Below are 12,340 nucleotides of genomic sequence, written 5' to 3' on the forward strand. Positions count from 1 at the left end.
TCTCCGAATCTGGGTCGCCAAGGGGTCAAATACCCCTGCTTATGGGGGTTACTATACCCAGAAGCGGTTGAAATAGCACAGCACGGCGCCCAGCCCCCGAGAGGGGAAAATAAGAGTGTTGGACGGGATAGACGCTCCTGAGCGGACAGGGCAAAATGAGCGAGCCTGTTCCCCTAGACGTAAGGAAATGTATGACCCAACAGAATGAGCAGCAGAGAACTCGCATGTTGAGCCTGCTGCGCGACGGTGAGCGTCGGATGTTGACCCAGTTGTCGGGTCTGTTGCGCAGTTGTGCGGACGAGATCAATGCCGAACTGGACAAGGAGGAGCTGCTGGAGACCCTGGAGCAGCCCATCACGGTCGAATACCTGAGCGGCGTGGTCCAGCATCATCTGTTCGAGCGGCTGCACAAGGGGGATATGGCGGCGGCCCAGCGTATGCTGAGTCAATATCAGCAGGATATCGAAGCCATGCTGAGCAAAGAACAGGCACTTGAGGAACAGGAAGCGCCCCTGGTCAACGCCCCGGCCTGAATCGGGAGCCTGTCTGGGTTGCAACCGGCGCTCCTCCGCTGTTGTTGCAACCCCACTCTTTCTCTGCTCTGCTTATCTCATCCGCTCGCAATCCTCTCCCAAATGCCTGGTTAGCCGCCGCTCAGGCCTTGCTCCTGGTTGTGGGCCACTTCTCGGGCTCATACCTTCATCGCTGGCTCTGCCCAGTAGCGCCTTGCTTGTGGTGCAAGATGGGGGGCATGAGCGCCGTTGTTGCTGGCTGATGCGGACTATGTCAGCAGATCACTCTGCCATGGGGCGCTCAGGTTAATTGGCTAAATGATATTGGTAATAAACTCCGTGGTATTGGCTATTTTCAGGTTAATAATTCTGAATGTAAGTGATTAATATCGATGTTTAACTAATATTTATTGGTTAAACAAAACTAAATGAATGTTTGGTGTGGCATTGCTTGGAGTTAATGCTCTGTTTATGTATCGGAAGTGGCGATAAATGCTGAACATATGATCCATGTCACAGGCATTGACAGTGATAAACGCTGTTTGTAGCAAAATTGTTTCATGGGTGTAAAGTCTGCCCTCGTCGGGTCACGGTAGTGATACTGACTATAAAAACAATACAAGACAGACAATCACACAGGAGCAGTCCCATGGATAAGTCCCTTTCGTCCCGCATCTTCGCCGGCCTCTTTGTCGGCCTGGTGCTAGGCAGTGCCATCCAGTATCTCTTCCCCGGCCAACCAGTGCTGGACAGTTGGGTGGTTGGCACCGCCAGCGGAATAGGCGGTATGTTTGTTTCCCTGATCAAGCTGATGGTCATCCCCCTGGTCTACATCTCCATCGTCTGTGGGGTCTGCGAACTCAAGGATGTGGCGAGTTTCGGCCGCCTGGGAACCAAGACATTGCTGCTCTACATCGGCAATACAGTGTTGGCCATCACGGCCGCCCTGACCGTGGGTCTGCTGCTGCAACCCGGGTTGGGCGCTCACTTGCCGCTGGCCGCCGAGGCGGTGGACATAGGCAATACCAGTACCCCTGATATCGGCAAGATGATCATGAACATAGTGCCGAGCAACCCGATCCAGGCGTTTGCCTCCGGTGACATGTTGCAGATCATCTTCATGGCGATCCTGACCGGCCTGGCAATACAGGCGCTGGATAAGCGTGGCGGTCCGGCCGTTAATGCGTTTCGCATTGCCAACGAGGTGATGATGAAGCTGGTGGGTCTGGTGATGAAACTGGCTCCTTACGGCGTATTTGCCCTCATGGTGCAATTGGGTGCCACCATGGCGGCCGATACCTTGATGTCGGTAGCCAGTTATGTGTTGCTGGTGGTTGCCATGCTGGTGGGCTGGATCTTCCTGGTCTATCCGCTGCTGGTCTGGCTGTTGGCCGGGATCAAACCCGCCGAATTTCGCCGCAAGACCCGCGAACAGGTGCTCTTCTCCCTGTCGACCGCCAGTTCCAATGCCACTATTCCGGTGACCATGCGTACCCTGACCGAAAAGTTCGGGGTCAGTAAGTCCATTGCTGGTTTTGGTGTTCCGCTTGGAGCTACCATGAATATGTCCGGCGTCTCCATCTACATCACGCTGGCGACCCTGTTTGTGGCCAACGCCACTGGCGCCAGCATCAATAGCGCGGATCTGCTCTCCATTGGCTTTACCGTGTTGATCCTCTCCATCGGGGCAGGCGGTGTGCCTGGTGGTGGCGTGGTCATGATAGGGGTCATGCTGATGCAACTCGGCCTACCGATGGAGGCTCTCGCCATCATCATGGCGGTGGATCGTATCAATGATATGTTCTGCACCTCCTCCAATGTGGTGGGTGACACTGCCGTCTGCGTGGTGGTAGCCAAATCGGAGAATGGCATAGGTGTTGAGGAGGTTCAGCCCGAGCAAGCGGTTGCCTGACCCTAAAGGATCGACTCACTCGTCCATGCATGTCAGTAAAAAGGTCCACCTCAGGGTGGACCTTTTGCATGGTGGCGACGGGCTCAGGCGTGTTGCGTGACCTGAGCCGGGATGGGGAAGACCTTGTCATAGAGCAGGTTATAGACGAAGGCGTAGACCAGGTAGAAGATCACAAAGCCAAGATCCAGTACCAGGGCTTCCAGCAGGCTTATTTTCAGCCACCAGGCCATGGCGGGCAGGGCTACGATCAGCAGACCGCCCTCGAAGCCGATGGCATGCCCCACCCGCTGCCAGAGCGTCTTGCGGGTATGACCCTGTCTCCGTTGCAGCAGACGGTCAAATCCCAGGTTGTAGACATAGTTCCAGACGGTCGCGAGCACCGAGAAAAACAGGGCCAGTGGTCCCATGTGGCTCAAGGCGACCCCGGTCAGCCAGCTGGCGAGGGGGGCGACAATCAGCAGGCCAATCAATTCAAAGCCGATGGCGTGGCGCAGACGATCACGGGAGGTACGCATTGCTATCTCTCTCTTCAAGCAGGTTTCACGGAAAGTACTGACATCAATCTATCGTCAAATTGCTAGGGATTCACGTTGGTATCTATCTCTTTAGTAGATAGGTCTTATACTGCCACTTATCAATCCCCCCATGACAAGGCCCGTGCTAATGAATCTCTCCCTGGAGCAGCTCAGGACCCTGCTGGCCGCCGCCGACAGTGGCTCCTTTTCGGCCGCAGCCCGCCAGCTTGGCAAGGCTCAGTCGGTGGTGAGCAGCGCCATCGCCAATCTGGAGGCCGATCTTGACCTCGGGTTGTTCGATCGCAGTGGCCGCTATCCGCAACTGACCTCGGCGGGGGAGCGCATCGTGGCGCAGGCCAGGGCGGTGCTCGCCAGCAGCGAACAGCTGCAAGCCGTGGCCCTTGAGTTGCATGGGGGCGTGGAGTCACGCCTGACCCTGGCCATCGATGATGACTCCCAGCTCTCCTGGGTGGCCGAGGTGCTGAGCCGCTTTGCCGAGGCTTTCCCCGCCATCGAGCTGGAGCTGCTGTTTCCCATGCTCGAGGACCTCACTCATCTGCTGCGTGAGGGAAGGGCCCAGCTTGGCATCAGTTACGAGCGCCTGCAGCCGAGCCCTGAGTTGGAGTTTCATGCCCTTGGGCGGCTCGCCATGCCCATAGTGGCGGCGCCGACTCACCCCTTGGCGACCTTGGCCAAGGTGGGACTCGATCATCTCAGGCTGGAGCGCCAGTTGATGGTGACGGGTCAGCGCGGCGGTGGGGAGCGCGAGCGATTTCGCTTCTCGCCAAACGTCTGGTGGGTGGAGGGGGACTGGGGTCTGCTCGAGCTCACCAAGCGCGGCCTGGGCTGGGGATCCGTCCCCCAATATCTGTTGCAGGGTCCGTTGGCCCGAGGGGAGGTGGTGCTCTTGCCGGTGGACTTTCTTGCGCAGCAGCAGAGCCTGGGGTTGGAGCTGTTGTGGCGCCGGGACCGATCCCTGGGGCCCGCTGGCCGCTGGCTCAAGGAGGCTCTGGTCGCCCACGCTCGTCAGGTGTTTCGGGACTGAATGCAACGCTAAAGCCCCGGTGCTGGTGGTCATTGCCCATCAGGAGGCGGTGGCGGGATCCCGGGACTGACCGAGAGGATCTCAGCCAGTAAAAAGGCCCGCGAGGGGCCTTGGCAAGCGAGACGCTGATGCTACTCCGCCAGGGAGTAGGGGAGGAGTTGAAGGTGCAGGCGTGAGCCCTCTTCCTGTTTGAGGCGATAGATGGCATCGGCCTCGGTATCTTTGGGCAGCACGGCGGTGAGCCAGACTTGACCATTCTGCTGCCAGGCATTGAGCACCAGGCCGCCACGGCGCCAGTTCTCGCCGAGTTGCAGCTCCAGGGTGTCGCCGCTCGCCACAGGGGCTGTCGCCTCACCGGCCAGCACGAACAAAGCGCGATTGCTGGCACCGCGATACTTGGCGCGGGCCACCGTCTCCTGACCCATGTAGCAACCCTTGGTGAAGCTGATGCCGCCAAGAGCCTGCAGGTTGATCATCTGGGGAATGTACTCACCTTGATGGACGGCCTCCAGGTGCGGTATGCCCGCCTGGATATCCAGCGCCCACCAGAGGGCCTGTTCGGCCTTGGGCAAGGTCAGGGCAGGATCCTGCTCGCACAGCAGCAGCCAGCGATCGGTGGCGACACGCACCGCCATGCCCTGAGGAGTGAGGCCACTGTCGCCAAGGCCGAGCTGGGCGGCGATCCAGGCATCGGTGCCCGTGCCTGCGATGGCCAGACTTGTCCACTCGCTCTGCTGGATGTCGACCTTGGCGAACACGGCAAACTTCTTCAACTCCGGCAGCTGGCGTGCCAATAGGGACGCCTTGGTCTGTAGCAGCAGGCATTCGGGCAGGCAGTAGAGGCGAAAATTCCCCCACAGCTTGCCCTTGGCATCGCAGTGGCCGCCGAGGGTGCTTTGACCCGGGGTCAGGGCACTGACATCGCAGGTAACCTGGCCTTGCAGGTACTTGACTCTATCCTCGCCGGTCAGGCGGACCAGAGAGAGGTCGGTCAGGAGAAATTGGGTAGGCTCGGCCGGGAAAACAGGGGGTTGCAGGCTCACGATCGCATTCCTGAGACAAAAGTATGTGACCTGCATGGTAAAGACGTAAGGAATGTTTGTCAGCCTGAAAATCCTGCTGTTACCATCCACGGGTCTTTGTAAGGAGAGTGCCATGTTGAGCCCCATCGAGAAATCCCGCCTGAAGTGGGCCTGCCGCCGCGGCATGCTCGAGCTGGATGTGATCTTTATGCCGTTTTTTGAACACGAGTTCGACAGCCTGAGCGATGCCGAGCAGCTGACCTTCATCCGTCTGCTGGAGAGCGACGACCCGGATCTGTTCAAGTGGTGCATGGGCCATGGGGCACCGGCGGATCCGGATTTTGCCGCCATGATCCCGCTGATCCTCACCCGTAACCAGGCCCGTCATGATGCCAATCGCTGAGAGTTGAGTGCAGATCCCCGTCTCCCTCTCCCGACGCCAGCAGTGCTGTCTGCTGGCGCTGTTTTTGTTGCTGATCTGGCCGGTATCATCCCTGATCCAGGGGTGGTTGTGGGGGCTGTTTCTGCCGCTTTGGCTGCTGGGGCTGGTGCTGGCACAGCGTCAGGCTAGCCGGGCTCAGGCCTCCCTGCGGTGGGATCAGGAGTGGCTTCACTGGCAAGGGCAGCGTTACCGGATAGGGCCTCGCAGCTGCATCTTGCCCGGTGCGCTTTGGCTGCAACTGCTGGGAGAGCGGGGTGGGCAGGCTCGCCTCTGGTTATTTGCCGATGCCCTGGCCCCGGAACATTACCGGGCCCTGGCCCGGGCCGTGCATCTCAATCCGGCCAGCAAGCCGGAGTAGCCAAGCCATCGGATTTTAACTTGGCTCGCAAGAAACAGTTTGTGGCCGCGCCCCATAACAACAGACCCCGCACTCGGCGGGGTCTGTTGTTATGGGGGAGAGGTCAATCCCGGTCCGGGGTTAACACTGTCGGTTTGGGGTTGGGTTTCAAGTCCGGGAAGTCGAGGTTGTAGTGCAGACCGCGGGACTCTTTGCGCTGCATGGCGCAGTTGACGATAAGTTCGGCAACCTGCAGCAAGTTGCGCAGCTCCAGCAGGTTGTTGGAGACCCGGAAGTTGGCGTAGTACTCCTGCACTTCCTGCTTGAGCATGTCGATGCGGCGTTTGGCCCGCTCGAGGCGCTTGGTGGTGCGCACTATGCCCACATAGTCCCACATCATCAGCCGCAGCTCGTGCCAGTTGTGCTGGATCACCACCTGCTCGTCGGAGTTGTCCACCAGGCTCTCATCCCAGGCAGGCAGGCTCGGCGGTTCCATGCTCATCGGCAGCTTGGCCAGGATGTCGGCGCCCGCCTGATGGGCATAGACCACACATTCGAGCAAGGAGTTGGAGGCCATGCGGTTGGCGCCATGCAGGCCGGTATAGGTCACCTCGCCGATGGCATAGAGGCCGGGAATATCGGTTTGACCATTGTTGTCTATCATGACGCCACCGCAGGTGTAGTGGGCGGCAGGGACGATCGGCATCGGCTCTTTGGTGATGTCGATACCGACGGCGAGGCAGCGCTCAAAGATGGTCGGGAAGTGCTTGATGATGAAATCAGCCGGCTTGTGGCTGATGTCCAGATACATGCAGTCTGCGCCCAGGCGCTTCATCTCATGGTCGATGGCGCGGGCGACTATGTCCCGTGGCGCCAGCTCGGCCCGCTCGTCGAAATCCTGCATGAAGCGGCTGCCATCCGGACGGCGCAGATAGGCGCCTTCGCCACGCAATGCCTCGGTCAGCAGGAAATTGGGATCGTCCGGGTGGAACAGGCTGGTGGGGTGGAACTGGTTGAACTCCAGGTTCGCCACCCGGCAGCCGGCGCGCCAGGCCATGGCGATGCCATCTCCCGAGCTCACATCCGGGTTGGAGGTATATTGGTAGACCTTGGAGGCGCCGCCGGTGGCCAGGGCCACGAAACGAGCACGGATCACCTCGACCTGTTCGGCGTTGCGGTTCCAGACGTAGGCGCCGAGTACCTTGTTGCCCGGCAGACCCAGCTTGCGGGTGGTGATGAGATCCACCGCGTTGAAGCGCTCCATCAGCTGGATATTGGGGTGAGCGCGCACCTGATCGACTAGCGTGGTCTGCACCGCCTTGCCAGTGGCGTCGGCGGCATGGAAGATGCGGCGATGGCTATGACCCCCTTCCCGGGTCAGGTGATAGTGGGGCTCGCCGTGGTCATCCGTCTCCTGATCGAAGGGAACCCCTTGCTGGATCAACCACTGGATGGAGTCGCGGGCATGGCGTGCGGTGAACTCGACGACACCGGGGTCACACAGGCCTGCGCCTGCGTTGAGGGTGTCACTGACGTGGGATTCGATGCTGTCGGTTTCGTCGAAAACGGCAGCGATGCCTCCTTGCGCATAGAAAGTGGCCCCCTCACTGATGGGCCCCTTGCTCAGAACCAGGACTCTTGCCTGATCGGCCAGTCGCAAAGCGAGAGACAAACCGGCGGCACCGCTGCCAATGATGAGAACGTCGCAAAGGTATTCAACACTTGCTTTCATAAGTATCATTGGCCTGGATAAAGAACTGGCACCATGGTAGCCCAAGCAAGGGTAACGGTGCAGCACGCATCACTTTTTTTTCAACTAAAGCGAACTTTCTCTGATTCTCCCTGTCTGAACTTGTGCGCTTAGGAAGGGCCGGAAAAGAAAAACGATAACCTTAATGGGGGTCTTACGGCCTGATGAGCGACCAGAATTTACTGGACGAACAACTGGTTGAGCGAGTCCAACGTGGCGATAAAAACGCGTTCAACCTGTTGGTAAAGAAATACCAACACAAGGTGGTCAACCTGGTAGCCAGGTATGTCAATAATCCGGGCGATGTGCCGGATGTAGCGCAAGAGGCCTTTATCAAAGCCTATCGGGCGCTGCCGACATTCCGTGGCGAGAGTGCCTTTTATACCTGGTTGTACCGAATTGCCGTCAACACGGCCAAGAATTACATCACCTCCCAAGGGCGCAGGCCGCCCAGCAGTGACGTGGAGGCTGACGAGGCAGAATACTACGCTGGTGGAGAAGCCCTGCAAGAGGTCGCCACCCCGGAGAATTTGGCACTGACCGACGAGATAAAACGGACAGTGTTTGCCGCCATAGAGGCGCTGCCCGAGGACTTGAGGACAGCTATCACCCTTCGTGAATTGGAAGGGCTGAGTTATGAAGAGATTGCAGAAATCATGGATTGTCCTGTGGGTACGGTGAGATCCCGCATCTTCAGGGCGAGGGACGCAATCGATAAAAAGCTGAAACCTCTGACTGAGAATTAAACTGGGGAAGACAGGTTAACTTATGGCAAATAAACAGCAAATCTCGGCCCTGATGGATGGTGACCTGAGTGATGTACAGGAACTCGACTTCTTGGCGATGGATGCCGAGTCATGCGATACCTGGAGCCGTTACCATCTGATCGGTGATGCCATGCGGGGAGATCTGCCGCTCAATCTGCAGCTGGATCTCAGCGACAAGATAGCCTTGGCACTTGATGACGAGCCGACCATATTGGCCCCGATTGCGGCGCCTGCTCAGCCTGCGCGGCAACCTGGTCGTGTCATCCCCTTCCTGCGCCGTGCCGGTCAGCAATTTGGCCAATATGCCATTGCCGCTTCGGTCGCCGCTGCGGTCATCTTCGGGGTGCAGCAGTATCAGGGCCAGGATCCTGCCATGCAGACCAACCCTGTGCTTAACACTATCCCCGTTGGCGGCAGTGCCTCGCCGGTAAGCGTTCACTACGCTCAGGATGGTGAGCGCACAAGTCGTCAGCAAACATTGAACGAGCAACAGATGAATGAGCAGCGGGCGCGCATCAATGCGTTCTTGCGCGATCACCAGTTGCAGCAGCGCCTGTTGCAAGACAAGCAGGTTCAGGAATAAGGGCCTATCCGCCATCACCTTCGTTTCAGGAATGCTAACGTGCGCCAGTCCAGCCGTATCCTGCTGGCATCTGCCCTACTGATTTGTGCCAAGGCCTCGGCCGACGAAATGTCGGCCGAGGCCTTGTTGCAGCAGATGCAGAGTGCCTCCACCCAACAGAATTTCGAACTCTCCATGGTCAAGGCGAGACAAGGGCGGATCGAACCGCTCAGGATCAGCCACGCCATCATAGATGGCAAAGAGGTGGCTCATCTGAGTTATCTGGATGGCAAGGCGGTGGAGTACCTGCAGCGCCAAAATGAGTTCACCTTCTTCGAGAACACCCACGAACCCTATACCCTCAAAGGTGGTCGTTTCCCCGGTATCTGGTCCACCCTGGTCAGCATGCCGCTGGCACGAGTGCTGGGCAGCTACGATCTGGTCGTCGCCGGTCGCAGCCGGGTGGCTGGCCGGGTATCCCAAGTGATCCGCATGGTGCCCAAGGAGGCGGACAAGTACGGTTTCGTGCTCTGGCTCGATGAAGAGAGCCATTTGCTGCTGCGCGCCGACATGATCGACAAAGAGGGCAACCTGGTCGAGCAGGTGCTGGGGGTCGATCTCGATCTGATGACGGCGCCATCCCCCTGGCTGGTGACCCTGGCCAGCAGCAAGCTGCCCCAGGCTCTGGCGTTGGAAGATGCCTATCCGGCCCCCCAGCAGACGCTGAGCTGGCAGATCACCTGGTTGCCAGAGGGATTTAAAGTGCTCTCTCAGGACAAGCACCAGCTGGTGACCACCAGTACTCCGGTGGACTATATGATGCTTTCCGATGGCCTGGTGGATCTCTCCGTCTACGTGGTCCGGGTCGATCCCAAGCAGGCGGTGCGTCAGCAACTCATCCGCCAGGGGGCAACCTCTCTGGTGAGTTTCGTCAACGATGTCGGGGTCGAGATCACTGTGGTGGGGGAGGTTCCGGCCGATACCGCCAAGCGCATTGCCGAGTCGGTGCGTCCACTGACCCGCAACGAGACGGTGCAGTAGGCGTGCGGATGACGTATGGTGGGCGCGATCAGCGAACGGAGGAACCGAACCTTGGATGAGATGAGCGAAGAGGTGGCGACAGTGGTCGCCATTGACGAGCAGCACGTCTGGGTCGAGTGCGAGCGGCGCTCAGCCTGCAGTGGCTGTCAGCAGCAGTCCAACTGCGGCACTGGTACGGTTGCCAAGGCTTTTCCCCAGCGTCAGCAACGGATCCGGGTACCCAGGACCATGACGCTGGCGGTGGGTCAGCAGGTGCGGCTCGGCATTCCCCAGCAGAGTCTGTTACGGGGCGCGGCCCTGGTTTATGTGTTGCCCCTGTTTTACCTGCTCGTTGGCGCCTTGCTCGGCCAGCTCTGGTTGGCGCCCTTGCTTGAGGGGGGAGAGGGCATTACCATCCTCAGTTGTCTGGGCGGCGGCGCCCTGGGTTTCCTGCTGGTCCGCTTCTATTCAAACCGTCTCGATCAGGGGGCTTATGGTCCCCGCATTTTGGGCGCGGTACTCACTACTCGCACCCTGTCATAACCATGTTGGCCAGCGCCTGGCCTACCCGCAGACTAAAGATTGGCCGTTTAGCGGGTTATCCAGTAAAATCCTGCCTCCATATCCGGCCCTAACCTAATTTGAGTGATCCCTGCTCGATGAAATACATTCGTAACTTTTCGATTATTGCGCACATTGACCACGGTAAATCGACCCTGTCGGACCGTCTGATCCAGACTTGCGGTGGCCTGTCCACCCGCGAGATGCAGGCTCAGGTGCTTGACTCCATGGACCTGGAGCGCGAGCGCGGCATTACCATCAAAGCGCAGAGTGTGACCCTGAACTACCAGGCCAACGACGGTAACACTTACCAGCTGAACTTTATCGACACCCCGGGTCACGTGGACTTCTCCTATGAGGTATCCCGCTCGCTGGCTGCCTGTGAAGGGGCGCTGCTGGTGGTCGATGCCGGTCAGGGGGTTGAGGCACAGACTCTGGCCAACTGCTACACCGCCATGGAAATGGAGCTGGAAGTGGTGCCAGTGCTCAACAAGATAGACTTGCCGGCCGCAGAGCCCGAGCGAGTCGCCGAAGAAATTGAAGACATCGTCGGCATCGACGCCATGGAAGCGGTGCGCTGCTCCGCCAAGACAGGTCTGGGAGTCGATCTTGTGCTGGAAGAGATCGTTGCCCGCATTCCGCCTCCAGAAGGCAATCCCGATGGACCGCTGCAGGCGCTGATCATCGACTCCTGGTTTGACTCCTATCTGGGGGTCGTCTCCCTGGTGCGCATCAAGCACGGTTCCCTCAAGAAGAACGACAAGATCAAGGTGATGAGCACCGGTCAGGTGTGGGGCGTGGATCGCATCGGCATCTTCACGCCCAAGCAGGTCGATACCCAGGGTCTGGGTTGCGGCGAGGTAGGTTGGGTGGTGTGCGGCATCAAGGATATCCACGGTGCCCCCGTCGGCGATACCCTGACCCAGGCCAAGAATGGCGCCGATAAGGCGCTGGCGGGCTTCAAGAAGGTCAAGCCACAGGTGTATGCGGGTCTGTTCCCCATCTCCAGCGATGACTATGAGTCGTTCCGTGATGCACTGGACAAACTCTCCCTGAATGACGCCTCCCTGTTCTTCGAGCCAGAGAGCTCCACCGCGCTGGGCTTCGGTTTCCGTTGTGGCTTCCTCGGCATGTTGCACATGGAGATCATCCAGGAGCGTCTGGAGCGGGAGTACGACTTGGATCTCATCACCACGGCGCCGACCGTAGTGTATGAAATCGAACTCAACGATGGCTCTACCATTCGCATCGACAGCCCGTCAGCCATGCCGCCTGTGAACAACATCAAAGAGATGCGCGAGCCCATCGCCGAGTGCAACATCTTGTTGCCGCAGGAGTACATGGGCAACGTCATCACTCTGTGTATCGAGAAGCGTGGCGTGCAGACCAACATGGTCTATCACGGCAAGCAGGTGGCACTGACCTATGAAATCCCCATGGCGGAAGTGGTGCTCGATTTCTTCGACCGCCTGAAATCGACCAGCCGTGGCTATGCCTCCCTGGATTACGGCTTCAAGCGTTTCGAAACTTCCGACATGGTGCGTCTGGACATCATGATCAACGGTGAGCGGGTCGATGCCCTGGCCATCATCACCCACAAGGAGAACGCCCAGTATCGCGGTCGCCAGGTGGTGGAGAAGATGCGTGAGCTGATCCCGCGTCAGATGTTCGATATCGCCATTCAGGCCTCTATCGGCAACCAGATCATCGCCCGCAGCACCGTCAAGGCGCTGCGCAAAGACGTGACAGCCAAGTGTTATGGCGGCGATGTGAGCCGGAAGAAGAAGCTGCTGAACAAGCAGAAAGAAGGTAAGAAGCGAATGAAGTCCCTGGGCCGTGTCGACGTGCCGCAGGAGGCCTTCCTCGCCATTCTCCACGTTGGAAAGGACTAATAG

13 protein-coding genes are annotated in these 12,340 nt (G+C 58.8%); 10 read left to right on the top strand and 3 right to left on the bottom strand.

What is annotated here, in order from left to right:
• Nucleotides 1-191: 191 nt before the first annotated feature.
• Together ACSMDR_RS13380 and ACSMDR_RS13385 are read left to right on the top strand one after the other, a co-directional pair.
• Complete coding sequence (locus tag ACSMDR_RS13380; RefSeq protein WP_005902666.1) at nt 192-533, top strand: hypothetical protein; 342 nt, start codon at nt 192-194, stop codon at nt 531-533.
• 628 nt (nt 534-1,161) lie between these two features.
• A complete protein-coding gene (locus ACSMDR_RS13385) occupies nt 1,162-2,424 on the top strand; it encodes a dicarboxylate/amino acid:cation symporter (RefSeq protein WP_005902664.1) in 1,263 nt (420 codons plus the stop codon).
• A gap of 83 nt (nt 2,425-2,507) precedes the next feature.
• On the opposite strand, the gene ACSMDR_RS13390 is transcribed toward ACSMDR_RS13385, so the two are convergent.
• Nucleotides 2,508-2,939 carry a PACE efflux transporter gene (locus tag ACSMDR_RS13390; RefSeq protein ID WP_005902662.1) on the bottom strand — a complete coding sequence of 144 codons (432 nt, stop codon included), beginning with the start codon at nt 2,937-2,939 and terminating at the stop codon, nt 2,508-2,510.
• 148 nt (nt 2,940-3,087) lie between these two features.
• Between ACSMDR_RS13390 and ACSMDR_RS13395 the strand changes: the two genes are divergently transcribed.
• Nucleotides 3,088-3,984: a LysR family transcriptional regulator gene (locus ACSMDR_RS13395; RefSeq protein ID WP_436468578.1), complete on the top strand. Its 897-nt coding sequence runs from the start codon at nt 3,088-3,090 to the stop codon at nt 3,982-3,984.
• Nucleotides 3,985-4,115: 131 nt separating this feature from the next.
• Here ACSMDR_RS13395 and ygfZ read toward each other — a convergent pair whose 3' ends face one another.
• Nucleotides 4,116-5,027 carry a tRNA-modifying protein YgfZ gene (gene ygfZ / locus ACSMDR_RS13400; protein ID WP_436468579.1) on the bottom strand — a complete coding sequence of 304 codons (912 nt, stop codon included), beginning with the start codon at nt 5,025-5,027 and terminating at the stop codon, nt 4,116-4,118.
• A 112-nt stretch (nt 5,028-5,139) separates the two neighbouring features.
• Between ygfZ and sdhE the strand changes: the two genes are divergently transcribed.
• Nucleotides 5,140-5,409 (top strand): FAD assembly factor SdhE, encoded by a 270-nt coding sequence (sdhE, locus tag ACSMDR_RS13405; protein ID WP_005902655.1) that lies wholly within the window; start codon nt 5,140-5,142, stop codon nt 5,407-5,409.
• Between the two features lie 13 nt (nt 5,410-5,422).
• On the top strand, nt 5,423-5,806 hold the full coding sequence (locus tag ACSMDR_RS13410; RefSeq protein ID WP_436469320.1) for a protein YgfX: 384 nt from the start codon (nt 5,423-5,425) through the stop codon (nt 5,804-5,806).
• A 103-nt stretch (nt 5,807-5,909) separates the two neighbouring features.
• On the opposite strand, the gene nadB is transcribed toward ACSMDR_RS13410, so the two are convergent.
• A complete protein-coding gene (gene nadB, locus ACSMDR_RS13415; RefSeq protein ID WP_436468580.1) occupies nt 5,910-7,517 on the bottom strand; it encodes an L-aspartate oxidase in 1,608 nt (535 codons plus the stop codon).
• 182 nt (nt 7,518-7,699) lie between these two features.
• Between nadB and rpoE the strand changes: the two genes are divergently transcribed.
• From rpoE to lepA, 5 genes are all read left to right on the top strand, one after another.
• Nucleotides 7,700-8,281 (top strand): RNA polymerase sigma factor RpoE, encoded by a 582-nt coding sequence (rpoE, locus tag ACSMDR_RS13420; protein WP_005898862.1) that lies wholly within the window; start codon nt 7,700-7,702, stop codon nt 8,279-8,281.
• A gap of 22 nt (nt 8,282-8,303) precedes the next feature.
• On the top strand, nt 8,304-8,885 hold the full coding sequence (locus ACSMDR_RS13425; protein WP_436468581.1) for a sigma-E factor negative regulatory protein: 582 nt from the start codon (nt 8,304-8,306) through the stop codon (nt 8,883-8,885).
• 39 nt (nt 8,886-8,924) lie between these two features.
• Nucleotides 8,925-9,905 (top strand): MucB/RseB C-terminal domain-containing protein, encoded by a 981-nt coding sequence (locus tag ACSMDR_RS13430; RefSeq protein ID WP_436468582.1) that lies wholly within the window; start codon nt 8,925-8,927, stop codon nt 9,903-9,905.
• A 60-nt stretch (nt 9,906-9,965) separates the two neighbouring features.
• Entirely contained in the window at nt 9,966-10,427 is a 462-nt protein-coding gene (locus ACSMDR_RS13435; RefSeq protein ID WP_436469321.1) for a SoxR reducing system RseC family protein, read from the top strand.
• Between the two features lie 116 nt (nt 10,428-10,543).
• Nucleotides 10,544-12,337: a translation elongation factor 4 gene (gene lepA / locus ACSMDR_RS13440; RefSeq protein WP_436468583.1), complete on the top strand. Its 1,794-nt coding sequence runs from the start codon at nt 10,544-10,546 to the stop codon at nt 12,335-12,337.
• Nucleotides 12,338-12,340 lie beyond the last annotated feature (3 nt).

This window comes from Aeromonas molluscorum, assembly GCF_051376105.1.
GTDB classification, from domain to species: Bacteria; Pseudomonadota; Gammaproteobacteria; order Enterobacterales; family Aeromonadaceae; genus Aeromonas; species Aeromonas molluscorum.

What these genes read in the sequence shown, in the direction of transcription:
- ACSMDR_RS13380 (WP_005902666.1), top strand. Translation starts at nt 192, where the DNA reads ATGACCCAACAGAATGAGCAGCAGAGAACTCGCATGTTGAGCCTGCTG.
- ACSMDR_RS13385 (WP_005902664.1), top strand. Translation starts at nt 1,162, where the DNA reads ATGGATAAGTCCCTTTCGTCCCGCATCTTCGCCGGCCTCTTTGTCGGC.
- ACSMDR_RS13390 (WP_005902662.1), bottom strand. Translation starts at nt 2,939, where the DNA reads ATGCGTACCTCCCGTGATCGTCTGCGCCACGCCATCGGCTTTGAATTG.
- ACSMDR_RS13395 (WP_436468578.1), top strand. Translation starts at nt 3,088, where the DNA reads ATGAATCTCTCCCTGGAGCAGCTCAGGACCCTGCTGGCCGCCGCCGAC.
- sdhE (WP_005902655.1), top strand. Translation starts at nt 5,140, where the DNA reads ATGTTGAGCCCCATCGAGAAATCCCGCCTGAAGTGGGCCTGCCGCCGC.
- nadB (WP_436468580.1), bottom strand. Translation starts at nt 7,517, where the DNA reads ATGAAAGCAAGTGTTGAATACCTTTGCGACGTTCTCATCATTGGCAGC.
- rpoE (WP_005898862.1), top strand. Translation starts at nt 7,700, where the DNA reads ATGAGCGACCAGAATTTACTGGACGAACAACTGGTTGAGCGAGTCCAA.
- ACSMDR_RS13425 (WP_436468581.1), top strand. Translation starts at nt 8,304, where the DNA reads ATGGCAAATAAACAGCAAATCTCGGCCCTGATGGATGGTGACCTGAGT.
- ACSMDR_RS13435 (WP_436469321.1), top strand. Translation starts at nt 9,966, where the DNA reads ATGAGCGAAGAGGTGGCGACAGTGGTCGCCATTGACGAGCAGCACGTC.
- lepA (WP_436468583.1), top strand. Translation starts at nt 10,544, where the DNA reads ATGAAATACATTCGTAACTTTTCGATTATTGCGCACATTGACCACGGT.